Origin of the sequence: Streptomyces sp. NPDC052682, assembly GCF_040678435.1 — a bacterium.
Taxonomy (GTDB): Bacteria; Actinomycetota; Actinomycetes; order Streptomycetales; family Streptomycetaceae; genus Streptomyces.
Genome location: NZ_JBFATS010000018.1, coordinates 25,212 through 37,438 on the forward strand (window position 1 = coordinate 25,212; position 12,227 = coordinate 37,438).

Sequence of the window (12,227 nt, forward strand, 5' to 3'; positions counted from 1 at the left end):
TGCAGGGGAGGTCAGCGGACACGCACGAGTGGAGGCCGGTATGGGTGACGCGCAGCGGTACATCGGTGTGGCGGAGCGGCGGGCCCGGCTCGCGGTGCGGCACCGCCTGGCCGGGGCGGCCCGGGCGGGCGGTCCCGAGGAGGTCGCCTCCTCCCTGGTGGCCCTGCACGGCACGGACCCGGCGACGGTGTTCCTGGCCGTGGGCGCCCGGCTCGCGGACCCGTCGCACACGGTGAGGGAGACGGAGCGCGCGCTGTACGAGGACCGCCGGCTGGTCCGGATGCACGGCATGCGGCACACGGTGTTCGTGTTCCCGACCGGGCTGACCGCCGTGGTGCACGCGTCGACGGGCCTGGCGGTCGCCGCCCGGGAACGGGCCGCGCTGGTGAAGGACATGGCCAAGGCCGGGGCGCCGGACGCGGCCTGGCTGAAGGAGGTCGAGGAGTCGGCGCTGGCCGCGCTGGCCCGGCGCGGCCAGGCGACGGCGGCCGAACTGGCCCAGGACGAGCCGCGGTTGAAGGAACAGTTCGTGTACGCGGCCGGGAAGAGCTACGAGGGCGTGCACACCGTCTCGACCCGGCTGCTGAGGGTGCTGGGCGTGGAGGGGAAGGTGGTGCGCGGCCGGCCGCTCGGTTCGTGGACGTCGTCCCAGTTCCGCTGGGCGCTCGCGCCCGAGCACCCCGAGCTGGACGTCGCCGGTGCGCAGGCGGAGCTGCTGCGCCGCTGGCTGGCGGTGTGCGGGCCGGCGACCGAGGCCGACCTGAAGTGGTGGACCGGGTGGCGGGTGACGGAGGTGCGGCGGGCGCTGGCCGCGATCGGGGCGCGGGCGGTGTCCGTGGACGAGGGCACGGCGTACGTCGCCGACGGTGACGCCGGGCCGGTGGCCGAGCCCGAGGAGCCGTGGGCCGCGTTGCTGCCCGCGCTCGATCCGACGGCGATGGGCTGGCAGCAGCGGGACTGGTATCTCGCGCCGGAGCTGCGGCCCCTGCTGTTCGACCGCAGCGGCAACGTCGGGCCGACGGTGTGGTGGAACGGACGGGTGATCGGCGGCTGGGCGCAGCGCGGTGACGGGGAAATCGTGTGGCGGGTCCTCGACGGCGCGGGGGTGGGCCGGGAGGCGGAGGCGGCGATCGCCGCGGAGGCGGAGCGGCTGCGGGCGTGGGTGGGGGCGACGCGGCTCACGCCACGGTTCCGCACACCGCTGGAGCGGGAGCTGGCCGGGTAGCCGTACGACGCGCCGGGTGCCCCCAAGGGCGGGGCACCCGGCGCCCGGGCTCAGCGCGCGTACCGCATCAGCGCCCGCACCATGTGGCACGTCGTGTCGGACGGCGGGTGCACGCCGATCTGCTCGGCGGTGTCGCGGATGGTCTCGTTGCGGGCCTGCTGGGGCAGGTAGACGCCGGAGTCGAGCAGGGCGATCGCCAGGCGCATGGCCTTCAGGCGGCGGTTGTGGGTGATGTACCACTCGCGCGGACGGCCCGGCGGCAGCGGCCGCTTCTCCACGGGCGCGTACGGCAGGTCGAGCAGGACGGGACGCTTCGCGGTGGACTGGGTGGGCAGCGGCTTGGTCGTCAGTGCGGCAGCGGGCACAGGCATCCTCCTGTCGCGGTCAGGGCACCGTCCCGGAGAGGTCGGCGACCCCGGCGATGCCCTCGAACACTGCTTCTATTCTACCGCCCGGCACTGACAAAAGCCCCTGGTAACAAGGGCTTTCGGGGGTACGGTGACACAGGTGGCGCACGGGTTTTCCGGCCCTGCGGGATACCGTGGGCGGCATGGAGATCTGGATCAACCCGGCCTGTTCCAAGTGCCGCAGCGCCCTGACCCTGCTCGACGCCGAGGGCGCCGACTACACCGTCCGCCGCTACCTGGAGGACGTACCGAGCGAGGAGGAGATCCGCGGCGTCCTGGCCCGGCTCGGCCTGGAGCCGTGGGACATCACGCGGACCCAGGAGGCCGCGGCGAAGGAACTGGGCCTGACGGACTGGCCCCGTGACGAGGCGTCACGCGACCGCTGGATCAGGGCGCTCGCCGAGCATCCGAAGCTCATCCAGCGCCCGATCATCACGGCGGACGACGGCACGGCCGTGGTGGCCCGCACCGAGGACGCCGTACGGGACGCGATGTCACGATGACCGGCTCAGACATGTGGCGCAGGTCACTCAAGTGACCGCGGTAACCGCTGAGTAACCTCGTTCGGTATCTCGTACATAGCGGCGTACGCTCCCCTACCTCTTCAGGAGGCGCGCATGTCGCGCAGGAGAACCCTCAGCACGAAGAAGAAGCTCGCCCTGCTGGTGAGCGCGGCGACGGTGGCGGGCGGTGGTGCCTTCGTCATGGCGAGCACCTCGAACGCCGCCCCGCCGCCGAAGTCGGCCGCCGAGTCCACCGTCTGCCAGGGGCTCGCCACCGCGCTCGGCAACAACCAGCGGTTCATCGACGGTCAGCGGGCCAATCCGGACGCGCAGTCCGAGGCGCGGATCGCCAACCGTGAGGCGGTCATCGCCGAGATCAAGCGGAAGCAGGAGGCGTCCGGGTGTGTGGTCGGGGAGTCGGCTCAGGACTCCCGGACCGCGCAGCCGGCGCAGACCGCCTCCCCTCAGGCCCCGCAGAGGCCCCAGGCCCCGGCCACCGGCAGTCCCGGCGGCGGCGTGGCCGCCTCGGGTCAGCAGGTGTGCAAGGGCTCCACGGTCACCCTCTCCGGCGAGGCCGGCGCGCCCGCCGCGTCCAGCAACCAGTTCCCGGCCGGGACGAAGCTGAAGGTCACCAACCTGGACAACAACAAGTCCACGACCGTGGAGGTGACCTCGGTCTCCGGCAGCTGCGTCCTGCTGAACGACGCGGCCTTCGAGCAGGTCCGTGAGCCGGGCAAGTTCCTCATCCGCCGGGCCCTGATCGAGAAGGTGGGCTGAGGCCCGGCGGCTTGAGGCCCGTGGGCCGGCGACCGGACGAGGGGGCGGTCGCCGGCCCGCGCCCCGCGGCCGGGACACGCCGGTGCGTACGGGCCGCAGCGCGCGGCACCGCCCGCACAGGGCGGGCCGCCCGTCGGCACCACCCGGTAACACGGGGTTCACATCCGGGCAATGGCCGGGAAATCGCCTGTTGACAGGCTGCCGGGCAACAAGCACGGCGTTTCAGTGCCGCAGCGCCGCCGCACCCGCACATCGCGCCTATGACCCACCCCCGAAGGATGTGGCCCGTGACCTTCAAGGCTGAGTACATCTGGATCGACGGCACCGAGCCGACGGCCAAGCTGCGTTCCAAGACGAAGATCATCGCGGGGTCGCCCGCCGGTCTGGACGCGCTGCCGATCTGGGGCTTCGACGGGTCCTCCACCAACCAGGCCGAGGGCCACGCCTCGGACTGCGTGCTGAAGCCGGTCTTCACCTGTCCCGACCCGGTCCGCGGCGGCGACGACGTGCTCGTGCTGTGCGAGGTCCTGAACACGGACATGACCCCGCACGCCAGCAACACCCGCGCCGCGCTGGCCGAGGTCGCGGAGAAGTTCGCCGCGCAGGAGCCGATCTTCGGCATCGAGCAGGAGTACACCTTCTTCAAGGACGGCTACCCGCTGGGCTTCCCCAAGGGCGGCTTCCCGGCCCCGCAGGGCGGCTACTACTGCGGTGTCGGCTCCGACGAGATCTTCGGCCGTGACGTGGTCGAGGCGCACCTGGACAACTGCCTGAAGGCCGGCCTCGGCATCTCCGGCATCAACGCCGAGGTCATGCCCGGCCAGTGGGAGTTCCAGGTCGGCCCGCTGTCCCCGCTGGAGGTCTCCGACCAGCTGTGGGTGGCCCGCTGGCTGCTCTACCGCACCGCCGAGGACTTCGGCGTCGCCGCCACCCTCGACCCCAAGCCGGTCAAGGGCGACTGGAACGGCGCCGGCGCGCACACCAACTTCTCCACCAAGGCGATGCGCGAGAACTACGACGCGATCATCACCGCGTGTGAGGCGCTGGGTGAGGGCTCCAAGCCGCTCGACCACGTCAAGAACTACGGCGCGGGCATCGACGAGCGCCTGACCGGTCTGCACGAGACCGCCCCGTGGGACAAGTTCTCCTACGGCGTCTCCAACCGCGGTGCCTCGGTCCGCATCCCGTGGCAGGTCGAGAAGGACGGCAAGGGCTACATCGAGGACCGCCGCCCCAACGCCAACGTCGACCCGTACGTGGTGACGCGTCTGCTGGTCGACACCTGCTGCTCGGCGCTGGAGAAGGCCGGTCAGGTCTGATCCCGCCCAAAGCCCGACGCAGGGGCGCCCACCGGACGGTGGGCGCCCCTGCGCGCTGCCCCGGAAAAGCGTCCAAGCAGTGAGAGAGGACTCCTGCACACGCGGCTCGTCTGCTTCAATGGGCCCATGACCGGCTTCCAGAAGAACTCCGCGACAGGTCGCCATGACCTCGAGCCCTTCTGGCCTTCCCGTCAGCACCACGACTTCGACCGGGTGTGTTGCCGCGCGACGAACGCGCCGGCCCTCTGAAAGCCGTACACCCACTCGGCCTTCGGCCCGCGCGCAACGGCGTACGTCCCTTCCGACGAACCTCTCGCGCGAAAGAGCTGACCTCTCATGGCGACCACTCGTCCGCTGTCCTCCGTTCCCGCCACCGCCACCGCCCCCGCCCGGCAGCGGCTGCGCGCCGTCGACCCCGACGAGGTGATCGACGTCCCGGACTTCCTGCCACCGGGCGCCACCTGGCTGCCCGCGCCGCAGCACACGCTGCCCGCCCTGCCGGGACAGCCGCCGATGATCGGCTACCTGGTGCTCGTCCCGGCCGACCGGCACACACCGGCCGCGGCGCCGGCCGGTGAGGCCGACGGCGATCCGCTCGTCCGCGTCGACACCGTGCAGCGCACCGCCGCGGTGGCCGGCCGCCCGCTCGACCTGACGTACCTGGAGTTCGAGCTGCTCGCCCACCTCGTCGCCCACCCGCACCGGGTGCACACCCGCGACCAGCTGGTCGGCACGGTGTGGGGCTACGGCCACGTCGGCGACGGCCGTACCGTCGACGTCCACATCGCCCGGCTGCGGCGCAAGCTGGGCGCGGAGTACCGCGACACCATCCAGACGGTGCGCAGGGTCGGCTACAAGTACGTCCCTCCCACCGGGCGCTGACCGTCTGCCGACGGCAGATTCCCGTTCCGCGCGCCCGCCGCGCCGGGCAGAGTCACCGGCATGAGGCTTCTGATGCTGGGCGGGACGGAGTTCGTGGGGCGGGCCGTGGCCGAGGCGGCCGCCGGGCGGGGCTGGGACGTGACGGTGTTCCACCGGGGACGGCACCGGCCCCCGGCCGGGGTGCGGTCGCTGCACGGCGACCGCACCGCGCCCGGCGGGCTCGCCGCCCTCGCCGCGGAACCGGGCGCGTGGGACCTCGTCGTCGACACCTGGTCGGCGGCGCCCCGCGCGGTGCGGGACGCGGCGCGGCTGCTGCGGGACCGGGCCCGGCGGTACGTGTACGTGTCGAGCTGCTCGGTGTACGCCTGGGCGCCGCCCGCCGGGTACACCGAGGACGCCGCCCTGGTGGAGGGCGCCTCGGCCGACGCCGGGCCGAGCGACTACGCGCGGGACAAGCGGGGCGGCGAGCTGGCCGTGCTCGACGCCTTCGGGCCGGACCGCTCCTTGCTCGTGCGGGCCGGGCTGATCCTCGGGCCGTACGAGAACATCGGCCGCCTGCCGTGGTGGCTGGCCCGCACCGCCCGTGGCGGACCGACCCTCGCGCCCGGGCCGCGCGAGCTGCCCTTGCAGTACGTCGACGTCCGGGACCTCGCCGAGTGGATCCTGCACGCGGCACAGCAGGGGGCGAGCGGGCCGTACAACCTGATGAGCCCGCGGGGCCACACCACCATGGGCGGTCTGCTCGAGGCGTGCGCGCGGGTCACCGGCGGTGTCGCCGACCTGCGCTGGACCGATCCGGAGGTGATCCTTCGGGCGGGAGTCGAGCCGTGGACCGGGCTGCCGGTGTGGGTGCCCCCGGGCAGCGACCTGCACGACGCCCTGCACGGCGCGGACGTGACCCGGGCGGTCGCGGCGGGGCTGCGCTGCCGGCCGGTCGAGGAGACCGTGGCCGACACCTGGGAGTGGCTGTCGCGCATCGGCGGCACGGCCCCGCACCGCCCGGACCGCCCGGCCGTCGGCCTCGACCCGGAGGCGGAGGCGAGGGTGCTGGCGTCCGCCGGGGGTGTACCCGGCACCACCCCCTGACCGGCCCCGTCCGTTCACCCGCTGTCCGGGATCGGCAACTTCCGGTGTTTTCGGGCCTGTTGAGTACGCGGTCGGCTGATGGACTTCCCGGCAATTTCCGGGGCGGCTGAACACCCCTGGGACGGGCTCCGTATGGAAGGGAGCCGCTTCACTCCTGTCGGGCGCCTCGATGCCCCCGAAAAAGGAAGTCAGAGGAGTTCCATGGGACGCAACACAAGAAAACGCCGTACGCCGCTGGCCACCAAGGCCATAGCCGCATCGGCGGCCCTAGCGCTCGGTGGGGGCGGGCTGATCTGGGCGAACTTCTACGCATCGGCACACGAGGATGACTCGGCGCAGAACCAGGTCAAGGCGGCCGGCGCGCAGATCGCGACGATCGACTGCCCGGACGTCGGCCAGCAGCTCACCGACGTGCCGGACCAGGCACGGGCGGGCGTCGACCAGGAGCTGGCGAAGCTCGACCAGCAGGTCACCGAGGCCTACAAGCGTCTGGCGGAGACCCGCCAGGCGCAGGCGGGGGACTCCGGCTTCGTCGACAACGCCATCCTCGGTCCGCTGAAGTCCAAGCGGACGGCCACCATCGACCGGATCGGCATCAACATCCGGCGCGCGGGCGGCAACGCCCCGCAGGGACTCGACCAGCTCGCCGGCTGCAAGGGCGTCCCCGCCGAGCAGCCGGAGACCAACGCCGGCGGCGGTGGCCAGGACCAGAACCAGGGTGACGGTCAGAACCAGGGCGGCGACCAGAACCAGGGCGACGGCCAGAACCAGGGCGGCGACCAGGGCCAGCAGCAGGGCAACGGCGGCCAGGGCGGGAACGGCCCGGTGGCGGCCGACTTCCAGGACATCACCCAGGTCCAGCCGAACGGCGGCCCGAAGGGCGTGAACGGCAACGGCCTCCCCGCGAACGGGGACACCGGTTCGACCGGCAGCTTCACGACCAGCTGCGGCACCAACAAGAACGAGCTGCGCAACTCGGACAACGTGATCGTCGCCCCGGGCGTCAGCAACGGCGCGCAGCACCAGCACGACTACGTCGGCAACCAGGCCAACAACGCCTTCGCCAGTGACGAGGACCTCGCCAACGCCGACACCTCCTGCCAGAACCAGGGCGACAAGTCGTCGTACTTCTGGCCGGTGATCCGTCTGCAGGACGGGACGAACGACATCGACGCCGACAAGCCCGGTGGCGGTCAGGACGGCAACGTCGGCCGCATCGTCGAGCCCAGCCAGGCGCAGCTGAAGTTCGTCGGCAACAAGACCGGTGACGTCGTGGCGATGCCGAAGGCCCTGCGCATCATCACCGGTGACGCCAAGTCCTTCGTCAACGGCCTCAAGAACTCCAACACCAACTGGAGCTGCACCGGCTTCGAGGACCGGGTCCTCAACGACAAGTACCCGATCTGCCCGCAGGGCAGCTCGGTGGTGCGGACGTCGTTCTTCCAGAGCTGCTGGGACGGCCAGAACATCGACAGCGCCAACCACCGCACCCACGTGGCGTTCGTCCAGGCGGACGGCAGCTGCCCGAACGGCTTCAAGGCGATCCCGCAGCTGCAGGTCCGGCTCGTCTATGACATCCCGGCCCCGCAGATCCAGAACGGGCAGGTCACCAACGCCTACGCGATCGACTCCTTCCCGGACCAGCTGCACAAGGCGATCACCGACCACAACGACTTCATCAACTTCTTCGACGAGGACGTGATGAACCAGATGGTCCAGTGCATCAACAGCGGCCAGGACTGCCAGTAGTCGCGGACCGGTCCCGGACCACGGGAAAGCCGGCGGTGGGAGATCCCACCGCCGGCTTTCCGTGTGCCGCGGGGTATGTCGGCGTCAGCCGTGGTGGCCGCTCTTGTTGTGGCTGCCACCGGGGTTCATGTGCGCCGAGCCCTCTTCCAGGGTCCCGCCGAGGGTGCCGCGCAGCGCCTGGACCGTCCGCTCCTCGCCGACGGCGACCCACTTGCGGCCGACGAGGTAGTAACCGCCGTAGTCCTTGGCCTGGTTGAGCCACTCGCGCTGACCACGGTCGGTGGCGAAGGTGGCGAGGATGTACTTCTCCTGGCCCTTCTTGCAGATGGCCTGGCGGATGGTGTCGGCGTCGGTCTGCATGTTCGGCTCGCACTTCGCCTCGGCGGCCAGGTGCTCGAGGCTGCCGGTCGCCGTCTGCGGTACGGCCTTGTGACCGCCGTGGTCGGAGCCGCAGCCGGCGAGCGCCAGTGCCGCAACTGCGGCGCTCACGGCGAGCATCGGTCGGGTCACCCTCATCTGTTCCTCCGGTCCGGGCGTGGAGCAGGCACGTGCCGCCCATCGATACGGCTACCGCCCGCCCGGTACTCAAATCCGGTGCGGCGTGCGTACCCCTGTGCGACAGTGTGCCGGTGAACCAGGACTGGGAAGACCGGGTGGCCGCAGCCTGGGCCGCCTTCGACACGGGTGCCGTACAGGACGCGTCCGCGTTCCGGGCCGTGATCGACGCGCTCGTCGCCGAACTGCCCGAGGACAGCCCGCTCGGCCCGTTCGAGCAGGCCTGCGCGTGGGACTCGACGGGCCGTTCCGACCGGGCGGTGCCGCTGTACCGGGAGGCCCTGGCGCGCGGCATCGACGGGTACCGGCGCCGCCGCACCAAGATCCAGCTGGCCAGTTCACTGCGGAACACCGGGCAGGCCGAGGAGGGCGTCAAGCTGCTCACGCCCGAACTGGACGCGCCCTCCGACGAGCTGGACGACGCCGTACGCGCGACGCTCGCGCTGTGCCTGTCCAGTCTGGGCCGCGACCGTGAGGGCCTGTCGCTGGTACTGGGGGCCCTCGCCCGGCACCTGCCGCGCTACCAGCGGTCGATGACGCGCTACGCGCGAGCGCTGGTCGAGCCCGAGGCGTGACACGCGGGGGTGAGGTGACCTGCCGCCGATTCGCTCGTTCTGCTGAACGTGCAGTCACAGGATGTCGCCCAGCGCCCCCTCCCCACTCCCCCGGCCGGCCCGGTCGTCGACGTCGCGCAGGCCGAGGCCGCGCTCGTCGAGCACTACCCGCGGCTCGTCCGGCTCGCCTACCTGGTGCTGCCGCCGGGACTGGGCCGGGGCAGGCGCGTGATGACCGCGCACGCCCTCACCCAGCGCGCCCTGCCCCGAGGGCGGATGCCCGCCCCGGTGATCCCCGCCCAGCACGCAGGTCCCCGCTCGGGCGCAACCGACGGCCCGGGGGAGGGACGCCACGGCGACCCGGGGTACGCCCTGGTCCGTCTCCAGGTGGTCCGTACTGCGCTGGAGGCGGGGCTGCCGCTGAGGCGCCGGGCGTGGCCGAAGCGGTCCCAGCTGCCGCCGCTGCTGCCGCAGGTGTGGGGGCTGCGCCTCTTCCCGCGTTCCGGGGGCGCCGACGAACTCGCCCTGGACCAGCGGCTGTCCGCCCTGTCCGGCCCGGGCCGGGCGGCCTATGTGCTGCGCGGCCTGGAACGGCTCCCGGACGGTGACGTCCGCAAGGTGCTCACGGCCGCGGGCGTGTCCGACGCGGACGCCGCGCTGCGGGAGGCCGACCAGGTGCCCGCCCGGTACGCGCTGCTCGACTCCACCGAGTTCGACCCCTGTTCCCTCCAGGCCCGGCCCACCGACCTGATGCGGCGCCGCCAGCACCTGAAGGCGGCGCTGGCCGGCGGGGCGGCCCTGCTGGTGTGCGGGGCGCTGCTCGCTCTGCCCGGCGGCGGCTGGGGCCCGGACGGCGCCGCCGCGCCCGTGTACGCGCAGAACCCGGCCGCCGAGGCCGCCCTGGACCCGGGCAGGCTGACCAAGGCCGCCCCGACCGCGTGGCGGACCTCCGCGCGCACCGACTTCTCCGTGTGGCCCGCCCGCGGCGAGCTGACCGGCGACCGGGCCCTGCTGCGCCGCGCGCTCGCGGTGTGGGCCCGCCCCGGCCAGACCGTCAAGGTGTCCGCGACCCCCGGCACCCAGACCGGCGGCCCCGCCGGCCCGCCCCAGCTGCTGTACGCCGGAGCCGTCGACAACACCCGCGTGGTGATCCTCTACGACGGTCTGCGCATCGTCCGCTACGCCGAACCCGAGGACGGCACCCAGGGCGCCGCCCTCGACTTCGCCCGGGTGGACGGCGCGGCCAAGGCCGAGGCGAGCGCGCTGGTGCTGGGCCGCGCCGACGGCAACGTCCGCTACCTGACGGCCCCCTGGGTGCGCAAGGCGGCCGAGCGTGACCTGGTCGAGCCCGGCTCCGGAGCCATGCCGCTGACCCTCACCCGCGGGGTGACCTCGCCGCTGGCCAGTGCCGCGCTGCGCACCGGGCCCTGCACCTCCTGGAACGTCCTGCAGCTGACCGACAACACCGGTACGCGGCTGCTGACCGACCTCGGCGAGCTGGTCCCGGCCCGCCTCACCGCCGGGCGGCCCGGCTCCGCCCGCGACGCCTCGGGCGCGCGGGCGCTGCGCGAGTGGGCTCCGTACGCCTGCTCGCTGGGCGCGGTGCGCGGCGCCGGAGTGCGGGCCGTGAACGCCTGGGAGTTCGCCGAGCAGCCGCTGCCCGACGCGACCGGTTCGGCCGCGTGGATGTGCACCCGGGCCGAGACCTGGCGCGGCGACGGCGCCCTGGTGCTGGCGCAGTTCCACACGCCGGGCGGGAAGTACGGGGCGGTCGCCGCGAAGGCCCAGGACGTCCCCGCCTGCGGGGCGCGTGATCCGCACGTGCTGGCCGGGGTGTTGTGGAAGTCGGGCGGCGGCACCTGGTACCTGCTGGCCGCCGGCAGCCGGGACACCGCCTCGGTCCGGGCGACGGGCGGCATCACCGGCGCCGCCCAGGGCCATCTGCTGGCCGTCCGGGCCGAGCGGGGCGCCCAGGCGCAGCTGAAGGGCACCCTCCAGGACGGGCGGAAGGTCGACGGGCTGCACTGACCGACCGGACCGGCGTGAATTCGTGGTCGCTCAGGACCGTTCGAGGCCGGAATCGATCGGTAAGGTGTGCGCATGACTACCGGGGTTCGCCGCAGGATGGGAGTCGAGGAGCGGCGGCAGCAGTTGATCGGCGTCGCCCTCGAACTGTTCAGCCGTCGCTCGCCCGACGAGGTCTCCATCGACGAGATAGCCACGGCCGCGGGCATCTCGCGGCCGCTGGTCTACCACTACTTCCCCGGCAAACTCAGCCTGTACGAGGCCGCGTTGAAGCGCGCCGCGGACGACCTGGCGGCCCGGTTCATCGAGCCGCAGGAGGGTCCGCTGGGGGCCCGGCTGCTGCGCGTGATGAGCCGCTACTTCGACTTCGTCGACGAGCACGGCCCCGGTTTCTCGGCCCTGATGCGCGGCGGCCCCGCGGTCGGCTCGTCCACCACCAACGCGCTCATCGACTCCGTACGGCAGGCAGCGTATGTCCAGATCCTTTCGCATCTGGGCGTGACGGATCCGCCCGCGCGGCTGGAACTGGTCGTCCGCTCGTGGATCTCGCTCGCCGAGTCGACGGCGCTGATCTGGCTGGACGGGCGGCGCATCCCGCGCGCCGAGCTGGAGGCTCAGCTCGTGCACGACTTCGCCGCGCTGGCCGCGGTCAGCGCCGCCTACGACGAGGAGATGGGCGCCCTGCTGCGCCGCATCCTGAAGGACGAGCCGGCCGACGGTCCCTTCAGCGACCTGGCCGGCCGGCTCATGGCCCTGGCCTCGTAGGTGTCCTGGCCTTTCAGCCCTCGGACTTCCGGTAGGAGGGGTCCAGGTCCCGGACCTCGGCCGAGGTGTGCAGGGCCAGCCCCTGCGACGGCTTCACGTACTGCCGCAGCAGCTCCAGGGCCGTCTCGGTGAGCCGTGCCTTGGTCTCCTCGGTGCGGCCGGCGAGCAGGGCGATGTGCACGTGCACCAGGGCGTGTCCCTCGGTGTCGGGGCCGACCACGATGTCCTCGGTCCGCCGGAACCGCGTCTTGCACGCCGGCGGCTTGGCGCCCGCGATGTCGGCCACGGCGGTGTGCAGCGCCTTGGCGAACCCGGGCCGGTCGAAGTCGTCCGCGAGCGGCGCGGAGTAGTCGACGGTGATCTGCGGCATGAGCACTCCT

At 72.8% G+C, this 12,227-nt stretch carries 13 protein-coding genes; 10 read left to right on the forward strand and 3 right to left on the reverse strand.

Annotated features, from left to right (window positions below):
• Positions 1–40: 40 nt before the first annotated feature.
• Entirely contained in the window at positions 41–1,225 is a 1,185-nt protein-coding gene (locus tag AB0K80_RS26070) for a winged helix DNA-binding domain-containing protein (protein ID WP_365673605.1), read from the forward strand.
• A gap of 50 nt (positions 1,226–1,275) precedes the next feature.
• Here the strand turns inward: AB0K80_RS26070 and AB0K80_RS26075 are convergent, their stop codons facing one another.
• Positions 1,276–1,590, reverse strand: a complete 315-nt coding sequence (locus AB0K80_RS26075; RefSeq protein ID WP_365673607.1) for a hypothetical protein — start codon at positions 1,588–1,590, stop codon at positions 1,276–1,278.
• 185 nt (positions 1,591–1,775) lie between these two features.
• Here AB0K80_RS26075 and AB0K80_RS26080 point away from each other — a divergent pair, with 185 nt between their 5' ends.
• The 6 genes from AB0K80_RS26080 (at position 1,776) to AB0K80_RS26105 (ending at position 7,948) form a co-directional block, all read left to right on the forward strand.
• Positions 1,776–2,135: an arsenate reductase family protein gene (locus AB0K80_RS26080; RefSeq protein ID WP_365673610.1), complete on the forward strand. Its 360-nt coding sequence runs from the start codon at positions 1,776–1,778 to the stop codon at positions 2,133–2,135.
• A 114-nt stretch (positions 2,136–2,249) separates the two neighbouring features.
• Positions 2,250–2,912, forward strand: coding sequence for a hypothetical protein (locus AB0K80_RS26085; protein WP_365673612.1), 663 nt, complete (start codon positions 2,250–2,252; stop codon positions 2,910–2,912).
• A gap of 287 nt (positions 2,913–3,199) precedes the next feature.
• Complete coding sequence (gene glnII / locus AB0K80_RS26090) at positions 3,200–4,231, forward strand: glutamine synthetase (protein WP_365673613.1); 1,032 nt, start codon at positions 3,200–3,202, stop codon at positions 4,229–4,231.
• A 336-nt stretch (positions 4,232–4,567) separates the two neighbouring features.
• On the forward strand, positions 4,568–5,113 hold the full coding sequence (locus AB0K80_RS26095; RefSeq protein WP_365673615.1) for a winged helix-turn-helix domain-containing protein: 546 nt from the start codon (positions 4,568–4,570) through the stop codon (positions 5,111–5,113).
• A gap of 60 nt (positions 5,114–5,173) precedes the next feature.
• Entirely contained in the window at positions 5,174–6,199 is a 1,026-nt protein-coding gene (locus AB0K80_RS26100) for an NAD-dependent epimerase/dehydratase family protein (RefSeq protein WP_365673617.1), read from the forward strand.
• 201 nt (positions 6,200–6,400) lie between these two features.
• The gene (locus AB0K80_RS26105; protein ID WP_365673619.1) at positions 6,401–7,948 is read left to right on the forward strand and encodes a DUF1996 domain-containing protein; all 1,548 of its coding nucleotides are present in this window, start codon (positions 6,401–6,403) and stop codon (positions 7,946–7,948) included.
• A gap of 84 nt (positions 7,949–8,032) precedes the next feature.
• Here AB0K80_RS26105 and AB0K80_RS26110 read toward each other — a convergent pair whose 3' ends face one another.
• A complete protein-coding gene (locus tag AB0K80_RS26110; RefSeq protein WP_365673621.1) occupies positions 8,033–8,464 on the reverse strand; it encodes a hypothetical protein in 432 nt (143 codons plus the stop codon).
• Positions 8,465–8,577: 113 nt separating this feature from the next.
• Here AB0K80_RS26110 and AB0K80_RS26115 point away from each other — a divergent pair, with 113 nt between their 5' ends.
• The 3 genes from AB0K80_RS26115 to AB0K80_RS26125 all read left to right on the forward strand — a co-directional run bounded on the left by AB0K80_RS26115 (position 8,578) and on the right by AB0K80_RS26125 (position 11,847).
• The gene (locus tag AB0K80_RS26115) at positions 8,578–9,078 is read left to right on the forward strand and encodes a tetratricopeptide repeat protein (RefSeq protein ID WP_365673623.1); all 501 of its coding nucleotides are present in this window, start codon (positions 8,578–8,580) and stop codon (positions 9,076–9,078) included.
• A gap of 48 nt (positions 9,079–9,126) precedes the next feature.
• Entirely contained in the window at positions 9,127–11,085 is a 1,959-nt protein-coding gene (locus AB0K80_RS26120) for a hypothetical protein (protein WP_365673625.1), read from the forward strand.
• Between the two features lie 72 nt (positions 11,086–11,157).
• Positions 11,158–11,847 carry a TetR/AcrR family transcriptional regulator gene (locus tag AB0K80_RS26125; RefSeq protein ID WP_365673627.1) on the forward strand — a complete coding sequence of 230 codons (690 nt, stop codon included), beginning with the start codon at positions 11,158–11,160 and terminating at the stop codon, positions 11,845–11,847.
• Positions 11,848–11,860: 13 nt separating this feature from the next.
• Here the strand turns inward: AB0K80_RS26125 and AB0K80_RS26130 are convergent, their stop codons facing one another.
• Positions 11,861–12,217, reverse strand: a complete 357-nt coding sequence (locus tag AB0K80_RS26130; protein ID WP_365673629.1) for a 5-carboxymethyl-2-hydroxymuconate Delta-isomerase — start codon at positions 12,215–12,217, stop codon at positions 11,861–11,863.
• Between the last annotated feature and the right edge of the window lie 10 nt (positions 12,218–12,227).